Annotated in this window: 20 protein-coding genes; 18 read left to right on the top strand and 2 right to left on the bottom strand. The window is 35.7% G+C overall.

What is annotated here, in order from left to right; translation table 11 throughout:
* The first annotated feature begins 17 nt into the window (after positions 1 to 17).
* The 8 genes from H9655_RS11755 to H9655_RS11720 all read left to right on the top strand — a co-directional run bounded on the left by H9655_RS11755 (position 18) and on the right by H9655_RS11720 (position 9,934).
* Complete coding sequence (locus H9655_RS11755; protein WP_191814147.1) at positions 18 to 599, top strand: TerD family protein; 582 nt, start codon at positions 18 to 20, stop codon at positions 597 to 599.
* Between the two features lie 28 nt (positions 600 to 627).
* Positions 628 to 1,206: a TerD family protein gene (locus H9655_RS11750; protein ID WP_191814145.1), complete on the top strand. Its 579-nt coding sequence runs from the start codon at positions 628 to 630 to the stop codon at positions 1,204 to 1,206.
* Between the two features lie 165 nt (positions 1,207 to 1,371).
* Positions 1,372 to 2,142: an alpha/beta fold hydrolase gene (locus tag H9655_RS11745; RefSeq protein WP_225230600.1), complete on the top strand. Its 771-nt coding sequence runs from the start codon at positions 1,372 to 1,374 to the stop codon at positions 2,140 to 2,142.
* A 146-nt stretch (positions 2,143 to 2,288) separates the two neighbouring features.
* Positions 2,289 to 4,526 (top strand): DEAD/DEAH box helicase, encoded by a 2,238-nt coding sequence (locus H9655_RS11740; protein ID WP_191814143.1) that lies wholly within the window; start codon positions 2,289 to 2,291, stop codon positions 4,524 to 4,526.
* A 106-nt stretch (positions 4,527 to 4,632) separates the two neighbouring features.
* A complete protein-coding gene (locus H9655_RS11735) occupies positions 4,633 to 6,708 on the top strand; it encodes a transglycosylase domain-containing protein (protein WP_191814141.1) in 2,076 nt (691 codons plus the stop codon).
* A 274-nt stretch (positions 6,709 to 6,982) separates the two neighbouring features.
* Complete coding sequence (locus H9655_RS11730; RefSeq protein ID WP_191814138.1) at positions 6,983 to 7,525, top strand: HD domain-containing protein; 543 nt, start codon at positions 6,983 to 6,985, stop codon at positions 7,523 to 7,525.
* A gap of 341 nt (positions 7,526 to 7,866) precedes the next feature.
* Positions 7,867 to 8,301: a peptidylprolyl isomerase gene (locus H9655_RS11725; protein ID WP_191814136.1), complete on the top strand. Its 435-nt coding sequence runs from the start codon at positions 7,867 to 7,869 to the stop codon at positions 8,299 to 8,301.
* A 430-nt stretch (positions 8,302 to 8,731) separates the two neighbouring features.
* Positions 8,732 to 9,934, top strand: a complete 1,203-nt coding sequence (locus H9655_RS11720) for a S41 family peptidase (RefSeq protein WP_225230599.1) — start codon at positions 8,732 to 8,734, stop codon at positions 9,932 to 9,934.
* Between the two features lie 440 nt (positions 9,935 to 10,374).
* Here the strand turns inward: H9655_RS11720 and H9655_RS22900 are convergent, their stop codons facing one another.
* Together H9655_RS22900 and H9655_RS11710 are read right to left on the bottom strand one after the other, a co-directional pair.
* Positions 10,375 to 10,545 carry a DUF4083 family protein gene (locus tag H9655_RS22900; RefSeq protein WP_225230617.1) on the bottom strand — a complete coding sequence of 57 codons (171 nt, stop codon included), beginning with the start codon at positions 10,543 to 10,545 and terminating at the stop codon, positions 10,375 to 10,377.
* Between the two features lie 82 nt (positions 10,546 to 10,627).
* Positions 10,628 to 11,656 (bottom strand): DctP family TRAP transporter solute-binding subunit, encoded by a 1,029-nt coding sequence (locus tag H9655_RS11710; RefSeq protein ID WP_191814130.1) that lies wholly within the window; start codon positions 11,654 to 11,656, stop codon positions 10,628 to 10,630.
* A gap of 191 nt (positions 11,657 to 11,847) precedes the next feature.
* On the opposite strand from H9655_RS11710, the gene H9655_RS11705 reads away from it, so the two are divergent.
* The 10 genes from H9655_RS11705 (at position 11,848) to mug (ending at position 21,419) form a co-directional block, all read left to right on the top strand.
* On the top strand, positions 11,848 to 12,396 hold the full coding sequence (locus tag H9655_RS11705; RefSeq protein WP_191814128.1) for a TRAP transporter small permease: 549 nt from the start codon (positions 11,848 to 11,850) through the stop codon (positions 12,394 to 12,396).
* Positions 12,393 to 13,661 (top strand): TRAP transporter large permease, encoded by a 1,269-nt coding sequence (locus H9655_RS11700; RefSeq protein WP_191814127.1) that lies wholly within the window; start codon positions 12,393 to 12,395, stop codon positions 13,659 to 13,661. The genes H9655_RS11705 and H9655_RS11700 overlap by 4 nt, the downstream gene beginning before the upstream one ends.
* 252 nt (positions 13,662 to 13,913) lie before the next feature.
* Entirely contained in the window at positions 13,914 to 14,684 is a 771-nt protein-coding gene (locus H9655_RS11695) for a DeoR/GlpR family DNA-binding transcription regulator (RefSeq protein ID WP_191814125.1), read from the top strand.
* A gap of 57 nt (positions 14,685 to 14,741) precedes the next feature.
* A complete protein-coding gene (locus H9655_RS11690) occupies positions 14,742 to 15,494 on the top strand; it encodes an ABC transporter ATP-binding protein (RefSeq protein ID WP_191814123.1) in 753 nt (250 codons plus the stop codon).
* Positions 15,487 to 17,109, top strand: a complete 1,623-nt coding sequence (locus tag H9655_RS11685) for an ABC transporter permease subunit (RefSeq protein ID WP_191814121.1) — start codon at positions 15,487 to 15,489, stop codon at positions 17,107 to 17,109. Before H9655_RS11690 ends, H9655_RS11685 begins: the two co-directional genes overlap by 8 nt.
* A gap of 16 nt (positions 17,110 to 17,125) precedes the next feature.
* Entirely contained in the window at positions 17,126 to 18,115 is a 990-nt protein-coding gene (locus H9655_RS11680) for an extracellular solute-binding protein (protein ID WP_191814119.1), read from the top strand.
* Positions 18,116 to 18,129: 14 nt separating this feature from the next.
* A complete protein-coding gene (locus H9655_RS11675; protein ID WP_191814117.1) occupies positions 18,130 to 19,221 on the top strand; it encodes a 2-aminoethylphosphonate--pyruvate transaminase in 1,092 nt (363 codons plus the stop codon).
* Positions 19,221 to 20,039: a phosphonoacetaldehyde hydrolase gene (gene phnX, locus H9655_RS11670; RefSeq protein ID WP_191814115.1), complete on the top strand. Its 819-nt coding sequence runs from the start codon at positions 19,221 to 19,223 to the stop codon at positions 20,037 to 20,039. The genes H9655_RS11675 and phnX overlap by 1 nt, the downstream gene beginning before the upstream one ends.
* 470 nt (positions 20,040 to 20,509) lie before the next feature.
* On the top strand, positions 20,510 to 20,641 hold the full coding sequence (locus tag H9655_RS22725) for a hypothetical protein (protein WP_263600750.1): 132 nt from the start codon (positions 20,510 to 20,512) through the stop codon (positions 20,639 to 20,641).
* A gap of 271 nt (positions 20,642 to 20,912) precedes the next feature.
* Positions 20,913 to 21,419 (top strand): G/U mismatch-specific DNA glycosylase, encoded by a 507-nt coding sequence (gene mug / locus H9655_RS11665; protein ID WP_191814113.1) that lies wholly within the window; start codon positions 20,913 to 20,915, stop codon positions 21,417 to 21,419.
* The last annotated feature ends 18 nt before the right edge of the window (positions 21,420 to 21,437 follow it).

Below are 21,437 nucleotides of genomic sequence, written 5' to 3'. Positions count from 1 at the left end.
AAAGGGAGAGATGAAAAATGGCAATTTCATTATCAAAAGGACAAAAAATTGATTTAACGAAAACAAATCCAGGGCTATCTAAAGTCGTTATCGGTCTTGGTTGGGATACAAATAAATATGACGGTGGCAAAGATTTTGACTTAGATACTAGTGTGTTTTTATTAGATGAATCTGGAAAATGTTCTTCGGATAAAGACTTTATTTTCTACAATCAATTAGAAGGTGGGAATGGGTCAGTTGTACATACAGGAGATAATCGCACAGGTGTTGGTGATGGCGATGATGAAAGTATAAAAGTTGATTTATCCAATGTACCAGCTTCTATTGCAAAGATCTCGTTTGTAATTACGATTCATGATGCAGAGGGAAGAGGGCAAAATTTCGGACAAGTTGCAAATTCTTATGTTCGTATTTTAAATGAAGCAAGCAACGAAGAATTGATTCGCTATGATTTGGGAGAAGATTTCTCTATTGAAACAGCTGTCATTGTTGGGGAATTATATCGTCATAATGGTGAGTGGAAATTCTCGGCGATTGGTTCAGGCTATCAAGGTGGTTTAGCAAGAATTGCAACTGATTACGGTTTACAAGTAGGTTAATCTTAACGCGATAAAAGGAGGAGTCTCATTGGCTATTCAATTATCAAAAGGACAAAGAATCGATTTAACAAAAACAAACCCGGGATTAAAAAGAGCTGTTATCGGTCTTGGTTGGGATACGAACAAGTATAGTGGCGGAGAAGCCTTTGACCTAGACGCGTCCGCCTTTTTAGCAGATCATCAAAATCGTTGCCAGCAAGATCAAGATTTTGTTTTCTACAATCAGTTGGAGCATCCATCAGCTGCAGTGATACATACAGGAGATAATCGTACGGGTGAAGGAGATGGGGATGATGAACAATTAATTGTTGAATTTTCAAAAATCCCTTCAACTGTTGATCATATCGGAATTGCTGTTACAATTCACGATGCAGAAATACGAAAGCAAAATTTCGGACAAGTTTCTAATGCGTTTGTCCGTTTAGTAAATGAAGAAACAAATGAAGAACTTCTACGTTATGATTTAGGAGAAGATTTTTCTATTGAAACAGCTGTGGTTGTATGTGAGCTATATCGCCACAATAACGAATGGAAATTCAATGCCATTGGTAGTGGCTTCTCAGGTGGACTAGCAGCATTATGTAAAAACTATGGCTTAGAAGTATAAGGAAGAGAGGCTCAATCATTTTTTTATAATGATTGAGCCTCTTTCATAGATCTCTCATTCATGATTGTTGAGAGGGATAAGTTACGACAATTACGTTTCTAAAATAAACAGAGCATATTAATAAATCGGTCTCGTTTATAAGGAGGAGAGGTGAAATAAGCGGCATTGAAGTTTTCAGAATACGGTGATAAAAGTGCCTCTTTAATCGTATTTTTACATGGCGGTGGAGTAAGTGGTTGGATGTGGGATAAACAAATTCAACATTTCCCGCATTATCATTGCATTGTTCCAGACTTACCTGAGCATGGTTTACACAGTGATGATATTAAATTTACCATAAAAGGTAGTGCAGAATTAGTTATAAACTTAATCGAACAAAAAGCGAGCGGTAAGAAAATAATACTAATCGGCTTTTCTCTAGGAGCGCAAGTGATTATACAAATATTAAGCATGAAACCCTATTTAATAGATTTTGCCATCATCAATAGTGCTTTGGTCAGGCCCTATCCACACATAGAAAAATGGATAATACCCACAATCAAATGGTCATTTCCTTTAATCAAAAATAAATATTTTTCCAGAATCCAAGCTAAAACATTGTACGTAAATGAAGCTTACTTTGAAAAGTATTATGAAGAAAGTGCTCGAATGGAAATGGAAACCTTCATTAGAGTATTACAAGAAAACATGTCGTTTCGAATACCTAAAGCATTTAAACAGGCAGAAACGAAAATACTGGTTACTGTCGGTGAGAAAGAAAAGGCGGTAATGAAAAAATCGGCAACAGACATTGTAGCTTCTCATTTAAATTGCCAAGGAGTGATTTTACCGAAAATTGGTCATGGCTTTCCTTTGGCAAAACCTGACTTGTTTAATGATATGGTTGAAAGGTGGCTCCTAAAAGGTGATTTACCTAAGGATTACAGAGCAATTTGATTATTTATGTACTAAGTATGGAGCTGAAATCTTTTATTGAAAAATGGCATATAGGCTAGTGATCTTTTTATTGCAAGTAGCGTCTACTTGTTCGTAAATATGGTATAGTAAATATTTATGAATGAAAACAAAGGAAGTATGAGTGAATGGTATCAACAAAAGTTTATATAAAAGAGTGGCAAAAAGCGATTGCAGCAGAAATCAGTCATTTAAAACAATTTGGTAGTAAGAGCTATCATCTTTTTGCTGGAAGAAAATTAGACGCAAAAGAGGGCTATAGTTATTACTTTGAAGTTCATTTTCCTTTATCGATTCCAATTGGTTCAACCATTACCGTTCTTTGGGGTGAAAGAAAGTCAAAGGGCCGGATGGTATCGGTAGAAGGGAAAAATATCATTGTAACGATAGAAGATTATCTCGGTGAAGATATTCATGAAGCCCAATTACAGCATGACCCTTGGGAGTTGTTAGATCAACTCTTTCAGAGGCTAGCGGAAATAAAGGATCAAAAGAAAAAAAGAGTAAGAATAAAGCATCTGATGAATCCCTCAACTGAGGTAAAACATCCGCAAGATAAAATTAAATCACCATTACATGAATTAGTACTACGATCGAAGTATAATCCAATTACTTATGTTTGGGGACCTCCAGGAACCGGTAAAACCTATACGTTAGCAAGAGTAGCTGCAAATAAATATTTAAAAAATCAGCGGATATTAGTTGTCGCACATAGTAATCAAGCAGTGGATGTTCTTATGGCGGAAGTTTATCAGTTTCTCTTGAAGAAGGAGAAATATAATCTCGGTGATCTATTAAGATATGGCAGACAATCGGATGAATTCATGAAGCAGTTTGTTTCAATTACAGCGACAGGTTTATTGAACATTAGTGATGGTGATTTAATAGAAGAGAAAAATCAATTAATGGAGGAAAGAGCAGGATTAAAATTAGATCTATCTTCTTCCTTTAGCCAACGTGATAGTAGGCAATTAGTTGAAATAGAAAAAAAGCTTCATACATTACATGAAAAATTGAAGAAAAAAGAAAATACCCTCGTGAAGCAATCAAGAATCATTGGTACAACATTGGCGAAAATGGCAACTGATCCGCTCATCTATGAAGATGAATTCGACTATATTATTTTAGATGAAGCAAGTATGGCATACATCCCTCAAATTGCTCTTGCTACTTCTCTAGGAAAACGGACAATTATCTGTGGAGATTTTAAACAGCTACCGCCAATTGCTTCAGCAAAGCATCCTTTTGTGAAGAAATGGTTACAGGAAGATATTTTTCACCATGCTGGTGTCGTTAACCAAGAGAATAAAGGGAAACTTCATCCACAGTTATTCTTATTAAATGAACAAAGAAGAATGCACCCAGATATATCAAAATTCACTAATGAATATATTTATCAGTCCCTCGTAGTCGATCATCATTCTGTCTATCAAACGAGAGAGAACATTGTAGAAAGTCAACCATTTCCTATGCGTGCCTCTATATTGTTAGATACATCGAGTACAGGTGCCTATTGCATAAAGGAAAAAGCAACGCATTCTCGCGTGAATCTCTGGCAACTATTGCTCTCTTTTCAACTTATTCATGAGGCTTATAAGGCAGGCAATCGCTCAATAGGCTACGTCACACCTTATAGAGCACAAGCGATATTAATGACACAGTTCTTAGATGAAATCTATGAGAAGGAGAAAATGACTGCGCAAATTGTGTCAGCAACTGTCCATCGCTTTCAAGGGAGTGAACAGGATATGATGATATTTGATACAGTCGATGGGGATCCAGAAACAAGACCAGGTATGTTATTAACCGGTCAAAATAGTGAACGTTTATTGAATGTTGCGCTTACACGTACAAAAGGGAAGTTTATTCATATCGCAAATGGTACGTTTATAAGACGCCATGTATCAAGTAAGAAAATATGGAAAAAATTATGGCAACATCAAATAAGCGAAGGACATGTAATTGGTCCCGCTGAAATAGGGCAATGGATGAATCACTCGCATCCGAAATTGTCTTGGCATTATGCTAAAAAGCGCGAACGCTTACTCTATGATTTACATCATGCCAAAAAACAAGTGATCGTTGGTTTGCCAAGGACATTTAGTGTTCAATCCCCTTACTTAGAAGTATTTCAATCACTTATTAAAAGGGGATTACTTACAATTTGTAGCGAGACGCATTTATCTGAGCTTCCTTCTGCTAGTCATATGAAAGGTCATCCGAGCTTTGCATTTATTATGATTGATGATGATATTTTATGGGTTGGCGCTCCTTTTGAAGCAATGACTAATTTATTACCCCCTTATGTCAATGCAAGGATCATATCAAATACATTAGTCAACTGGGTAAAATCTAATGGTTGGTAGAAAATAATATAAAAATGAAACTTATTTTCTTTTATTACGTTCTATTTAATAGAGGAGAGTAAATAAAAAACTCTTCACTTTTCCATTTATATGAAGGAGTAAAACAATGAAAGCTCAACTAAAAGAGAGACTAAAAACTTTATGGCAATGGATAAAGAAGTTTTGGAAAAAATATCATTTAACACAAATCGGATTATTACTAGGATTGACTTTTATTTTACTTGCGATTCTATTTTTTGCTTTCCTTGCTGTAAACGCCAATGTGTCTACATTACAAGAAGGCTTAAAGCAATCTACTGTCATATATGATAAGGATGGGGATGAAGCGTCAAGCTTTGCCACAAATCGTACTGAAGGAGTTTCGTTTGAAGAACTACCAGAACATTTACCAAATGCGGTTGTTGCCATTGAGGATGAGCGCTTTTATCAACATAATGGCTTTGATTTAAAAGGAATGACCAGGGCGTTTGTAAGCAATTTATTTGCTGGTAGAATCACAGGTGGGGGAAGTACAATTACGCAGCAATTAGCTAAAAATGCATTACTAACTTCTGAGCAAACATACCGGCGTAAAATAGAAGAGCTATTTCTGGCAGTTGAAATTGAAAAAGAGTATGAAAAAGAAGATATACTGCAAATGTACTTAAATCAAGTTTACTTTGGTAGTGGTGCCTGGGGAATTGACAACGCAGCCAATCAATATTTTAGTAAAAATGTTGGCGAGTTAACAATTAGTGAATCAGCGATGCTTGCAGGTTTATTGCAATCACCTTCTTATCTGGACCCTTATAAAAACTATGAAGGAGCAATGAAAAGAAGGAATATCGTATTAGCTAAAATGCAGGAGCTAAACATGATTACAACCGCTGAGTATGAAACAGCGGTTGCAGAAGAAATTGTGTTAAAAGAAGGGGAAAAAAATACATTTGAGAGGCAATATCCTTACTATGTAGATGCGGTACTAGATGAAGCGATTAACCGCTATGGTTTAACTCAAGAGGAAATTTTCACAAGAGGATATAAAATATACACACAAATGGACCAAAATATCCAATCAAATTTAGAAGTGACTTATCATAATGACGCACTATTCCCTAATGGTAATGGTAATACCCTTGTTCAAAGTGGAGCCGTTCTACTCGATCCGCAAACTGGTGGTGTCCGTGCAGTGGTAGGTGGAAGAGGCGAACATGTCTTTAGAGGGTTTAACCGGGCGACACATATAAAAGCACAACCAGGGTCAACATTAAAACCATTAGCTGCCTATACCCCTGCGCTTGAAGAAGATTATGAGCCAGATTCAATGTTACAAGATGAAAAAGTAACGTATGGTGACTACACACCAACAAATGTGAACGATCAATACTTTGGTGAAGTAGAGATGACAAAAGCAGTTGCTGATTCGATTAATGCACCTGCTGTCTGGTTACTAGATCAAATCGGATTGAAAAAAGGGTTAGATTCTTTGCAGCGATTTGGGATTCCTTATGAAAAGGAAGATGAGTATTTAGGTATCGCTTTAGGTGGTATGCATAAAGGGATATCTCCATTAACACTAGCAGAAGCTTATTCTACTTTCCCTAATGAAGGAAAGCGACATGATGCTCATTTTATTACGAAAATTGTTGGACCAACAGGTAATGAGATTGTTGCCCATGATGATAAGGTTACAAAGGTAACATCAAAATCAGTCGCAAAAAAAATGGATACAATGCTTGAGGACGTCATTGAAAATGGAACGGGAGCAGGTGCCAAAATAGAAGGTGTATCACTTGCGGGGAAAACAGGTTCTACTCAATTGCCATATGCTGATTTAAATGGAACAAAAGATCAGTGGTTTGTTGGTTATACAGGTGAAATCGTTGGAGCAGTGTGGTTGGGGTATGATAAAACGGACCGAGAACATTACTTATCAGGAAGCACCTCGACAAATGTTGTACCGATTTTCAAAGCGGTTATGGAAGGCGCTATTGAACCTAAAGAAGTGAACAATAGTAGTGGAGAAGCCTTTAACAAAGCAAAAGAGAAAATGGAAACCACCATTAAGGAACAATCTGACAAGCTAGGTGAAAAACTAAAAGAAGAACTGCCCGTTTGGAAAGAATTTATGAAAGAAAGCATTGAAGAAGGAAAAGATTTTGCGAGATACTTGCGCGATAAATGGAATGAATATGTAAATTAAGAAGGGAGTAGCACCTGAACGAACTGGGTGCTACTTTTATTTATTAAGGATAAGTGGTGGTAGAGTCATTGCTCACTAACATTCTTGTTAGATAATCGCACAAAACACTAGTAATTTTCCGAGAAAACAAGTAAAATGTATAGTTAAAATATCTATTTCCATATAATATGCCCTAACACTTTCGACAATGAAAATGTATATGATAACTTTATAAGCCAACAGTTGTATAGAGGGGCATAAATAAGGTAAAGGATAAAAAGAGGAGGGTATTTTTATGAGAGATGTTACATTAACTGATATTTTTGATCATCATATTGCCAAGAAATATGTAACAAGATCAGGTCTTGCCCATGCTGTAGCGGTTGCTTATCATGCAGTTAAATTATCAAAGATAGAAAATGTGGATGTCGACTTAGCTGCAAAAGCAGGGTTTTTACATGATATCGGTCATTACACTTGGTATAATCAAAATGGTAAATGGGACTATGAATTATATCGTAAAAACGATATTCATGCGATAAAAGGAGCGGAAAGAGCCCATAAATTACTGATTCGCTTAGGTGAAAATCCGATTAGAGCCAAACAAGTTTCACTAGCGATATTATTTCATACAGATTCTTTTTTACCAGGTGGGGAAGTGGACCGTACCGCCTTACAATCCATTGTTAAAAGAGCAGATGAAATGGATGAAGAACCAGGAGGAGCCCACCATTACCGCACCATTACTGCTGACAGAGCAAGGCAAAGTTTACAAAAGTTAGACAGCATCATTGATCGTCATTTAACGCAACAACTTCAGCAAAGACAAGCTGAATAAATGGCACTTCATACAAACGAAGGGCTATTTATTTTGCTTAAATTTGGAGGATTATGTCACTTGAATAACGAATATTATTAACATCTACATAAGGATGGTGATGATATGCAAAAACGGACGAAAAGACAAACCTTTAACACTGAAGAAATAAAATTCAACCTCACTACTTTTTTTCTCCATGTCTCATTTTATGCATCGGTCATATTTCTTTTATTACTATTCTTAAGCTTATTTGGAACATAATAAGTGCTTCAATTAAATTTATTTACCTTCAGATTTTATTCTTATATAAAAAAATGTTATGATAGAAAGGATTTTGAAATATAAAAGGAGTGTTATATATGTCTGAAAAAGGATACATACAGCTACAAAACGGAGAAAAAATTGAATTTGAATTATACCCAAATGAAGCGCCAGGTACAGTAGCAAACTTTAAAAAGCTAATTAATGAGGGTTTTTACAACGGTTTAACTTTCCACCGTGTAATTCCTGGATTCGTATCACAGGGAGGATGCCCTTCTGGAACAGGTACAGGTGGTCCAGGTTACACGATTAAATGTGAAACAGAAGGAAATCCACATAAACATGAAGAAGGATCATTATCTATGGCGCATGCTGGAAAAGATACTGGTGGCAGCCAATTCTTCATCGTACATGAGCCACAACCTCACCTAAATGGTGTACACACTGTTTTCGGAAAAGTAACATCTGGCATGCCAGCTGTGAAAGCGATGAAAAATGGTGACGTAATGGAAAAGGTTGTCGTTGAAGACTAATGCCTTTTTTCTAAGCTTAAACTAGCTAGTTTAAGCTGGAATGTAACCCGGACTTTTGTCTGGGTTTTTTTCTTACTTGAAGGTTCTTTTTAAAAATGAGGGAAGAAAGGTAAGTGAGCTTGCCATTAATACTGCAGGATGCTGTTATATATGATGAGAATGGGTGAAAATTTAGCAAATGAAATTTCTTCCATTTAATCATAAGCCTATTCATCGAATAGCTGAACAACCCCTATTTCCCCCCTACACATAATCTCCTAGAAATTGACATAAAGTTGTTCTATTAGTACCAATTCTTAATAGAAGTTTAACTTACGAATAATTTTAATTTTAATATATACATTTTTTGCTATAATTTATATAAAATAGGATTATATAATACATAAATGTGGGGTAAGTGATGAATCGCATCATACTATATTTGCTTTTATTGAGTACAATTTTTGTTAATCATGCAGATGGAAATAGTTTGGTTAAAGAAAGAAAAGAGGATATTGATTTTCTGCTTCACAAGTTACATGCTGTACATCCAGCTTTTAAAACTAATCAAGAAGGAATGGCTCATTTTTATAATGAACTAGAGGCAATCGATGATCATTCATCGTTCTCGATGGAATTAATGAGAGTTATTGCCAAAATTGGGGATTCTCATACGAATGTATTACTTAATGAAACAGAAAAAAAACTACCAATATCATTAGTAAATGTTAATAATGACGTTTATATTTTGCAGAGTGAGGATGGACAAGCCAAAAAAGGGGACAAGATTTTGGCGATTGGTGCGAAAGAGATTGATGAATTATTGGATGAATTAAGGCCGTATATATCCTATGATCATGAAGGGCGGTTTCAACATTTGGTCAATTTGTTAACGATAGATAGCATTTTACAATCTATTGGAATTGAAAAAGATGAAATGGTTGAATTGAAGGTAGAGCGAAATGGCAGAATAATAACTTTGGAGCTAGCATATAAAACAATGGAAACCATTAATAATCATGATGAGCCCTACAGGTGGGAAATATTGAGTTATGATACGGTGAATGTAGGTTATTTTCAATTAATACATTCAATAAATGATAGTAGCTATCAACAATCAATAGCGAGTTTTTTTGAAAGTGTAAAAGAGCAACGAATTAAAAAGGTCATACTAGATTTGCGACATAATAGTGGTGGGGATTCAACAGTTGCTGATGAGTGGATAAACTATCTGGACGTGAATCAATATTTAAGTTACCGAGTGGGTAAAGTAGATGGAGACCGCAAAGTGGTGGTGAAAACTAAAAATAAAGGGAAGTATAAAGGAGAACTTTATATTTTAACTGGACCAGGTACATTCAGCTCAGGAACGATGTTCGCCACGATATTAAAAGATAATGGTTTGGGGAAGCTGATTGGTGAGCCGGCAGGTATGAACTCGAATCATGATGGAGAAGTGATGATCATTGAGCTGCCCCATTCAAAAATAAAAGTTGCTATTTCTCAACACGAGTTTGTTAGACCTGTACTTGATCCATCCGGTAATGAATTATTAAATGTTGATATACCAATCACACGGACAATTGGCGACCTTATGAATGGTGATGGACAACTAGAGAAAGCTTTAGAGATAATTACTGCTGGAAATGAATGAGTAATTGAAGAGAAATAGCATATTTTCATGAGGTAGGTAGAGTTGATAGGCTTCAATTCTTTTTAAAAGTGTTAGTTTGGCTTGTTATTTTGTTTTTTTCTCTTTTTTTATAATATATTGGGGAGTAAGAATGATTCCGAGCAAAAAAACGTGCCAGAAATATATCTAACTATATCATATTGGTGGGATGGTAGGAAATAAAGATTGATAACCATCAATAATGCCCCAAAAAGTGCGAATGATATACCGAGATAGTGCAAAGTTTTATCCTCCTATTATTCCTTTATTGTTTTACTATGACAATAGTACTTTTAAAAATTGAATCATTTTATGATAGAAGAAGGTGATATAGCTTTTCTAAAGCGAAAATCTTTTAGAACAGCAAAGACAAGCTAAACGGTTAAACCATCCTGAAGAAAGCGCCAAATATAGAACGCCTTCTACCTTTTCCTATTTGTTTCACTATCCAATAATGCAATAATTTTATCTAATTTTTCCTCTACATCGAGGGTTGGGTTCCTCCTCTTTTTCCGAAAAAGAACTTTTACAGCTACAGTGAATATGAATAAAATAGCTAAAAGGAGCAGTAACATTATCATTTGAAAGACCATATCTCCAGTCATTACCTCTATCACACCTCATTCAATCGTTTCTTACCATTATACATGGTATGGAGATTATTGGAAGTATCAATTATCTATTTTCAGCATCCTCAATAATATCTTCGCCAATAATTTTCTTCCATTTATTATACACGGGCTGTAGATGGTCTTTAAAAGCTTCGATTTCTTCATCAGTTAGTTCATTCACTTCTATATCACTTTCGTCTTGTATTTTTACATAAGCTTCATTATTGAGCTTTTCAGCAGAATCTCTAGCAATCTCTGTACCTGCGTCGATGCCAGCTTGCACAATGCGTTTGCTTTCTTCATTTAATCCATCCCAAAAAGTTGTGTTTGTTAGTAGTGCATAGTCAACACGGTTCATACCGATAATGGTTAAGTACTCTTGGACTTCGGCAAATTTTTTCGATTCGATGTTACTAAACGGGTTATCTTGACCATCGACGGTTCCCTGTTGCAAGGCAGTATATAACTCCCCGAATGGGATTGAACTTGAGCCCGCACCTAATGATTTATATAGTTCTTCTAATAGTTGCCCTCCAGTTGTCCGCACTTTCAAACCGGAAAAATCACGTGGAGAGGATAGGGGGCGAGTATTATTTGTTACATGCTTAGCTCCATTTGGCCACATCGTTAATCCTAATACCTTATCTTTTTGTAAACGCGCTAACACTTCTTTTCCCTTTGGCCCATCCCAAAAGCTTTCAGCTGCTTCGTCATTTTCAAACAGAAACGGCATGCCTGGGATATTAAAACCAACTTCAGAACCAACTAATTTTGTCATTTCTGGCATGATGAATTGTACATTATTGGCAATTAAGTTTTGATATTCATCTTTATCACCGAACAAGGAGCTATTAGGAAAAATCTCAACTTGAATTTTCCCATTGGATTGCTCTTCAATCACTTCTTTCATTTTTAATGCCCCCTTATGTTTTGGGGTATTTTCTGCAACTACATGGGATATCTTAATAGTCATTGCTTGAATGCCGTTTACTTGTGTAGCATCTGCATGTGTCGGATGACTTTGACAACCAGACAGAAGTGTTCCAACGAGAATCAAAAGGCAAAGGACAAAAATTGATTTTACTTTTAACATGAAAAACCCTCCTCGTCACAAAAAGAAATCGCTTACAAAATAGTAGATTGGATACAATATCTAAAATTATAACAAAATAAATGAAAATTGTGAATAAATAAAAATAATAAAATATTCTGTTTATTATTTGTTGGTTATATAGTAAAGTATAAATATTGGATACAATCTACAAAAGGGAGTTGATAATCGACATGCTTAAGAAACTATCAAACTTAGAAGAGGGAATGGCTGGCTTGTTTTTTATTGCTGGCGTGTTTGTAAGTCTGTATGGGGTATTTACAAGATATATTCTCAATATGCCACAAGCTTGGGTGACAGAGATTTTTGAATTTTTGATTGTTTGGTCCATATTTTTGGGCTTTGGTATCGCTTTAAAAGAAAATCGTCATATCAGTGTTGAACTCCTATTTGATCGTTTACCTTACAAAGCAAAAATGATTATTAACTGTATTAGCAATTGTATCGGTGCGGGATTCGCCTTCTTTTTAATGTTTACAAGTATTAAATTGGTAACGCTTACAAGAGTGCAAGGAACTGAAACTGTTGATGTTGGTATTCCGATTTGGATCACCTTACTTGTCTTACCTATCAGCATGGGGCTACTAGGGCTTTACTTCATTAGAAAAGCTTATAAATCTGCTAAAGGTGATAAGAAAGAGCTAACAGGTGAAGTAGAAGAATTATATGAAGAAATAGAACAACAAAATAGAGAAAATAATAACAAGGGGGTTAGTTTATGAGTGCGATCATTGTCCTCTTTGTTGTTTTTGCGATACTTTGTTTATTAAGAGTTCCAATCGCAGTAAGTCTTGGGCTATCGAGTATCATTGCTTTATTTATGGTGGATTTCACACTTTATACGGTTAGTTTAAAGATGTTTAATGCTTTAAACTCGGCAACTTTAATGGCTATTCCCGGATTCGTTTTTGCAGGGGTGATTATGTCCAAAGGAGGCATTTCCTTTCACTTGATTGAAGCACTAAAATCATGGGTCGGTCATTTTCGCGGTGGATTAGCTGTGGTCACTATCCTTGCATGCATGATTTTTGCTGCTATCTCAGGCTCAAGTCCGGCCACAGCTGCAGCAATTGGTGGGATTATGATTCCTGCGATGGTAAAGGCAGGTTATAGTAAAAGATATTCGATGGGCTTAGTGGCAGCTGCTGGTACATTAGGTATTTTAATCCCGCCGTCCATTCCATTAATTATTTATGCTACAGTTGCAGAAGCCTCAGTAGGGAAGTTATTTGCTGCAGGAATAATCCCAGGTCTGTTACTAACTGGTTTACTTTTGTGTTCAGCTATCTTCCATGCAAGGAGACATAATTATGGTAGATTAGAAAAAGTTCCCTTTCAATTAAGGTGGAAAAAGACATATAAGGCAATCTGGGGGTTTTTACTACCTGTTTTTATTTTAGGTGGCATTTATAGTGGGGTTGTCACGCCAACTGAAGCGGCTTTTGTTTCTTGTTTATACGGTTTAATTGTGTCGATATTTATTTACAAAGAGATGACCTTCAGTAAATTTCGCGAAGTATTAAAAGAGTCTATTAATATTACCGCAATGATTTTCTTAGTTATAGCATCTGCGATGGTATTCGGCATGTTTTTAACAACAGAACAAGTACCACAAATTTTTGCACAATGGATTGAAGCAAGTTCAGCAAATAAATGGATATTTATCATTGGTGTGAATTTGATGTTCTTCCTACTCGGCATGTTCTTAGAAGCAACGGCGATTATTTTAATCACCCTTCCCATTTTACTGCCTGTATTAGTGATGTTCGATATTAATATTATCCACTTTGCTATTATCATGACGATAAATATGGAGTTAGCAATGATTACACCTCCAGTTGGATTAAATCTATTCGTTGTTAGTGGGATCACAAAAGCAAAAATCGGAGAAGTCATAAGAGGTGTCGCCCCCTTTTACTTACTCATGGTTATTGCCCTTATTCTCGTTATTGTCTTTCCAGAAATCTCATTACTGTTAGCAGAGTAAATAATTGAGTAATAGAGCCGACCAATGCAATGTCTTTGGCGGCTTTTTTTGTGTTGTTATAAGTACATCTAATATAAGAAATATGTAAAACCCTTTAAGGGGATGTAAATGATATGTAAGGTTTTGTAAATGTTTGTGAGACTCTCTGACAGGATGATATACATGTGATATTCTTGCTTATATAATAAAAAAACAACATAAAACAAAATAAAACAAAGTAAAACAATAAAAAGATTAAGGGGGCAAACATGTATGTCTTTACTAGCCGAAGAAAGAAAGAAAAAGATTATGAGTTTAATCCAAGAGGTTGGGCAAGTGAAGGTTAATCAATTGGCGAAAGAATTTCATGTATCAACGGAAACCATTCGTAGATACTTAGAAGAATTATCAAATGAATATAAAATAAAAAAAGTTCATGGTGGCGCAGTCAAAGTTGAGCCTGTAAATAATGAGTTGTCGATGTTTGAAAGAGAAATTCTACATATCGAAGAAAAGAAATTGATTGGAAGGAAAGCAGCTGCTCTTGTTGAAGATGGTGATGTTCTTTTCATTGATGAAGGCAGTACAACGATGCAGATGGCTGATGGTTTATTAATGAAAGACGGCATTACAGTGATAACGAATTCTTTTCCCATCGCGATTAAATTAATGGAAAGAGAGGAGTTAAGAAGTTTCACAGGTGAACTCATCTTCTTAGGTGGACATGTTCGTCATGATCATTTCCGTACAACCGGATCTTTGGCAGAAAAGATGGCAAAAGAATTTTATGTCGATAAAGCATTTATTGCCATCGACGGTGTCGCTAATCAAGCTGGATTTACAAGCTATGATATAGACAAATGCCTATTATCACAAGTATTTATCTCGCAATCAAAAAAATCTTTTGTTCTAAGTGATGATTCAAAAGTGCATAAGGTAGCCAATTATAAAATTGCATCATTAGAAGAAGTAAATTATTTTATTACGAATATTGACTATCCGTACTCAATTGACCTTACTAAAGAACAATGGATAAAAAGCTGAAGAGCGGGGAATTCAGTTTTAAAATACTGAATTTTCTAACTATAGGAGGATTTAAATATGCTCAAACTCGAGAATATATCTAAAAAATATCATAACAAATCAGTATTAGAAAATATTGATTTAGAGATTCAAGCAGGAGAAATCGTGTCACTTCTTGGTCAAAGTGGAAGTGGGAAAACAACGCTATTAAACATCATTTTAGGCTTGACAAAAATGGATAGTGGAAAAATTTATTATGAAAATGAAGATTTAACGAATGTAAAGATGAAGGATAGAGGTTTTAATATTGTTTTTCAAGATTATGCCTTATTTCCCCATCTAAACGCCTATGAAAATATTGTTTATGGCTTGAAGAATAAGAAGTCTACTGACTCAAAGAAAGAATTAAAAGAATATATTGATTTTCTTGAGCTCGGTCCCCATTTGGACAAGAAAATCAGTCAGCTATCTGGAGGGCAAAAACAAAGAGTCGCACTTGCGAGAACGTTAGTGATGAAACCAAGAATTCTTCTATTAGATGAACCGTTAAGTGCACTAGATGGGGTAATTAAAGAGTCAATTAAAGAAAGGATCAAGTCGATTGCTAAGCAATATCAATTAACAACCATTATTGTTACGCATGATCCCGAAGAGGCGTTAACCTTGTCAGATAAGATTTTAATTATTAATCAAGGTCATGTGTCACAATTTGGCACCCCACATGAAATCATTCATGAACCGAACAATGAATTTGTGAAAGAATTTATTCTGAAACAACTCCACATTAAAAGGCAAAATATTTTTCATTTGTTTGGTGAGCAATATGCCTAATATCAAGTTGGAAATGAAAGTCATCTATTTGGCTATCATCCTATTATTCTCGGTATTTCTTGTGTTGCCAATGTTGGCATTGTTCTACCGTTCCTTTCAAACAACAAAGGGCCTTGAATTATCCAATTATATAAATGTACTAGCGAATGGCGAATTACTAACAGCGTTCATGAACAGTATAAAAGTTTCAGGGTTAACAGCCGTAATTTCAACTGTGTTAGCGTTTATGATTGCTTACGCATTACATTGTACCAATATTCAACATCAGTATAAAAGTATCATTAAAGTCGGGATACTTATTCCTATGTTATTACCTACTATTACATATGGTTTTGCGATTATGTATTCTTTTGGTAATCAAGGATTGATCACACAGCTTTTAGGACAACCATTATTTAATATCTATGGATTTAATGGGTTGTTGTTAGGCTATACAATTTACACTTTACCGGCTGCCTTTTTAATTATTAATAACTCGTTTATGTATATAGATAAGAGATTCATGGTTGTTTCAAAGTTGATGTTAGATGGTACTTGGAGAAGCTTTTTTCATACCATCTTACGTCCATTAACTGGAGCAATAGGTGGAGCCTTTGTCCTTTCATTTATTCTAAGTTTTACTGATTATGGGATACCGGCTTCGATTGGCGGAACCTATTCGGTGGTTTCTACTCAGCTTTATCAAGTCATGCTTGGTTCGATTCCGAATTTCAGCCACGGGGCAGTCATCGCTATATTAATGCTCATACCAGCCCTATTCGGTGTGTTTTTACTGCAATATTTAGAACGATTCAATTTCCATTATGACAAAATCACTGAAATTGAAATGGTTGAACATAAAGGAAGAGATATTAGTTTTGCGTTATTTGCTTCCATTGTCTTAATCGGCATGTTATCTGTCTTTCTAGTGATGTTCATTGCACCGTTTTTAACAAGTTTTCCTTACAATTTAACTTTTACATGGAATCATCTCATCAATGTATTTCAATCAAATGATCTCATTGGTGTTTATAAGAATTCTCTAATCGTTGCTCTTTTTACGACAATCTTTGGGATCCTGATAGCCTACAGTTCAGCGATTATTAATGCGAGAACAAAGATAAAAGGAAAAGGCGCGTTTGATATTGTTTCAATGATTACAAATACCTTGCCTGGTATGGTACTTGGTTTATCCTATCTATTACTTTTCAATAATAGTAGTTTAAAAGGTACATTTATCATTATTATTGTATGCAATATTGTTCACTACTACACAACGCCTTACTTAATGGCGAAAAATTCTTTATCTAAGATGAACCCGTCATGGGAGACAACGGGAGGATTACTCGGAGATAGTTGGTTTAAAACGATTTACCGAGTGATTCTGCCAAACTCTTGGGGCACAGTGATAGAAATGTTTAGTTATTATTTTATCAATGCGATGGTCACGATTAGCGGGATTATTTTTCTCGTATCTGCTCAAACATCGCTTGTTTCAAGTAAGATCAAAGAACTACAGCATTTTGCTAAATTTAATGACATTTTTGTCCTATCTTTACTGATCTTCTTCACCAATCTCCTTATCAAACTATTCTGTGATTATTTACAAAAAAGAAGATCATTAAAAAACATATAAAAGTGAGGGATGTAACATGAGAAAAAATAAAAAATGGTTCACACTCTTGGCAGTTGCTATCGTCATGATTCTAGCTGGATGTGGAGGGGAGGCAGCAAGTGGTGACAGTAATCAAGTCGTAATCTTATCAAATGGTGATGAAGAAGCAGTAAACGTGATGGAAGAAACATTAAACGACGCTGGCTTTGAAGGAGACTATTTAATTCAATCATTAGGAACATCAGAATTAGGAGGAAAATTATTAGCAGAAGGGAAAAGTATCGAAGCAGATATCGTCACAATGAGCTCTTACTTTTTAGAAAGTGCTGAAAAGCAACATGACATGTTTAAGGATTTAAGTTTTGATACAAGTAGTTTAGAAGAATATCCTGACTTTTATACGCCTTTATTAGCTAATACTGGTTCATTATTTTATAACACTTCTCTTTTAGAGCAAAAAGGGCTAGAAGTACCGACCTCAATAAAAGAGTTGGCAGAACCGCAATACGAAGGCTTAGTGTCAATTCCTAATATTATGGATTCTTCCACAGGGTGGATGCTTATTCAAGCAATTATTAGTGAGTATGGAGAAGAAGCGGGTAGGAATGTAATGGCTGGGATTATAAAAAATGCGGGTCCTCATTTAGAAAGTTCAGGTTCTGGTTCTATTAAAAAGGTGCAAGCAGGGGAAGTGGCCGTTGGGTTTGGGTTGCGTCATCAAGCCGTTGCTGCAAAAACGGAAGGCGCACCAATTGATTTTATCGACCCAACAGAAGGGAACTTCTCAACTACAGAATCGATTGCCATCATTGATAAGGGTGAGGGGAAAAAAGAATTAGCGGAAGAAATGGCTGAAGTTCTGGTAAAAGAAGCGAGAGAAGGTTTAATCGACTATTATCCAGTTGCTTTATACGATGGCGAGACGGTTGCAGATGAAAACATTGCTAGCAATCAAAAAATATTCCCAGAACCAATGACAGTAGAGTTATTAGAGAAACATCAAGCATTCTTTAATTCAGCTAAATAAAGGAGAGTTTACAAATGAGAGAATATAAATTATTAACACCAGGTCCATTAACAACGACAGAGGCGGTCAAAAGAGAAATGTTGTTTGATCGTTGTACTTGGGATGAAGATTATAAGCAAATTACGCAAAAAATTCGCACAGATTTATTAAAACTTGCTCATGCAGAAAATGATGACTATACCGTAGTCTTGATGCAAGGTAGCGGCACTTTTACAGTGGAATCAGTTATGACTTCTGCTTTTAGTAAAGAAGATAAAACATTGATTATTACGAACGGTGCCTATGGGGAGAGGATTGTCAAAATCGCCAACTATATCGGTATTAAGCATACGCATTATGCTGCTGCCTATAATGAATATCCGAAAGAAGCAGAGATTAGAAATTTATTGTCTTTAGATAATGAGATTACACATATCGTCATGGTCCATTGTGAAACAACGACAGGTATTCTTAATCCACTTGAGATGATCGCAAACGTTGCTAAAGAAACAAATAAAACATTAATTATTGATGCAATGTCAAGCTTTGGCGGAATGGAAATTGATATACCCGCGCTTGGGATTGATTTCTTAATAAGTAGTGCGAACAAATGTATTCAAGGAGTACCAGGGTTTGGATTTGTGATTGTTAAAAGAGAGAAAATCATCTCTTGTAAAGGTAATGCACGAAGCCTATCACTCGATTTATATGATCAATGGGTAGCGATGGACAAAGATGGTAAATGGCGCTATACTTCGCCAACTCATGTCGTTGCTGCTTTCGGGAAGAGCTTGGATGAACTGAACAAAGAAGGAGGAATTCCTGCTCGTGAAGAACGATACCGAAATAATAATCAGTTATTAAGGAAGAGAATGAAAGCCATTGGATTTGATACATATATTAGTGAGGACAAACAATCACCGATTATTACTTCCTTTATTTATCCGAACGATCAATTTAGTTTTCAAGCTTTCTATGATTATATGAAAGAACATGGATTTGTTATTTATCCAGGAAAACTAACTGATGAAGATACTTTTAGAATGGGCAATATTGGCGAAATTTACGAAGAAGATATTAACCGTTTATGTGATATTATCGAAAACTATTTGGGAGTGAAAGCGTAATGAAAAAAATTGAAGCAGTAATATTTGATTGGGCGGGTACGACAGTAGATTTTGGTTGTTTTGCACCTGTAAACGTCTTTATTGATATTTTTAAAGATGCAGGCATTGAGGTGACGATAGCAGAGGCGAGAGAACCAATGGGAATGCTAAAGATCGATCATATACGCGCAATGCTGTCGATGCATCGGATAGGATGCCTTTGGGAAGAACAACACGGCAAGCCATTTACTGAATCAGATGTAGAAAGGTTGTATAGCAAATTCGAACCGGCTTTATTGCAATCATTAGCTCATTTTACTGATCCGATACCTGGTGTGGTCGAAACGGTTAAAGAGTTAAGAGCAGATGGGGTGAAAATAGGTTCAACGACAGGCTATACGAGTTCAATGATGGATATTGTTGTACCCTTAGCAAAGGAAAAAGGCTATACACCTGATTGTTACTTTACCGCTGATGATACCGATTCGTACGGTCGACCGTATCCGTTTATGATCTTTAAAAACTTGCAGGCATTAAAAATATCGAGTGTGAAAAACGTCGTGAAGGTTGGAGACACGATTTCAGATATTAAAGAAGGTGCACAAGCAGGCGTATGGACGGTTGGAGTGATAGTTGGTAGTTCTGAAATGGGCTTATCAATCAATGAGTTTAACAAATTATCAGGAGAGGAACGATTGAAAGAAATGGAACGAACAAAAGAAGCCTTTATAAGCGCAGGGGCTGATTTTACAATTGAGACAATGACAGAATTACCCTCACTGATAGAAACAATTAATCTTCAAGTATCCGGGGAGGAAAGGGAAGCTATTGAGAAGTAAAGAAGCACTTCTCTGTTTTTAAAAAGGTTATTGGTCCAATGTTGCCGATGATAATTAAAGTTATACCTTACCAGTCCTACCGGAATGTCTTTGATGCAAGTTCACCAGAAGATAACGCTCAAAAGTCGTTAAATTATTTGGAGTCTGTGATTATGAATAAATTACTAAAGCCAATTAGAGCAACAGTCACGCATATTCCTCCAAAATCTTATTTTAAAAGGTTAAGAAAAATATGTGACGAACATGGACCTTACTATTTTTGATGAAATTCGAACGCCTTTTACCGAAGCGGTGAATGTTATGTGAATCAATTATATGATACCCAGCCAGATATCCTTGTATTGGGGAAAGTGTAGGCGAGGTATTATGCCACAAGTTGCCGCTTTACTGAAATAATTATCGAGCTTGTTAAAAGCAGAGAAACAAAAGAAATTAATGAGCAACTGACCGAGTTTTTTTTCTACTACTGTTTGCAGCATGGACTATCGTTTAAAGTAGCAGCTGGCAATTGCATCACATGGCATCCGCCCTTCATCATTAAAGAAGAAAAAAGCTTAGCTATTGAGTTACTGGAGAATGGCTTTAGAGCATATGATGCGTAAAAATCCTCTGATTTTTAGAGAGGATTTTTTGTCTTCTGTAAAGGGCAACACCTTAAAAATTAAGAAATCTTCCAAATAGTACATTAATCATGATCGTAAAGATAATCACAGCACTTTTTAATGATTGTTGATGTCGTTTGTTATTAGAACCTTCATACATACGATCGCTCATCTCTCCTTCCACTCTTCAAAATTAGTAGATTGTATCAATGCAAAAAATATCATATACATGCTATGGTTATGGTATGAAGAAATAAAGGAGTAATGATAAATGAAACCGATAGATGATCATCTCAAGAAGGATTTAAAAGTCATATTTATTGGGTTTAACCCAAGTGTCAAGTCTGCAGAAACTGGCTTTCATTACGCCAATCGTCATAACCGGTTTTGGAAAATCCTCTATCAATCCGGATTGACTGAACGGATTTACTTACCAGAAGAAAATCATCAATTACTTAAATTAGGATATGGTTTAACAAATATCGTTTCAAGACCAACAAAAGCGGCTAGTGATATTACGAAGGAAGAATATCAAGCAGGTAGATTGGAGCTATTAGAGAAACTAGAAAAATATCAACCTGAAGTGGCCTGTTATGTAGGGAAGGGCGTATATCAAGAATTTAGTAAGAAAAAGAAGATATCTTGGGGGTTCCAGAGCGAATCGGTTGTACCGGGTGTAATTGATTTTGTTGCTCCTTCGTCAAGTGGACTTGTAAGAATGAAAATAGATGAAATTGTAGATATCTATAAACAATTGAGGCAAAAGTTAGGGAAGTAAAAAACAGGAAAAAAGTCC

The sequence above is a fragment of the Cytobacillus stercorigallinarum genome, from assembly GCF_014836495.1.
GTDB lineage: Bacteria > Bacillota > Bacilli > Bacillales > Cytobacillaceae > Cytobacillus > Cytobacillus stercorigallinarum.
The sequence above is the reverse complement of the archived record's forward strand: the minus strand, read 5'-3'. Positions and strand labels throughout refer to the sequence as shown.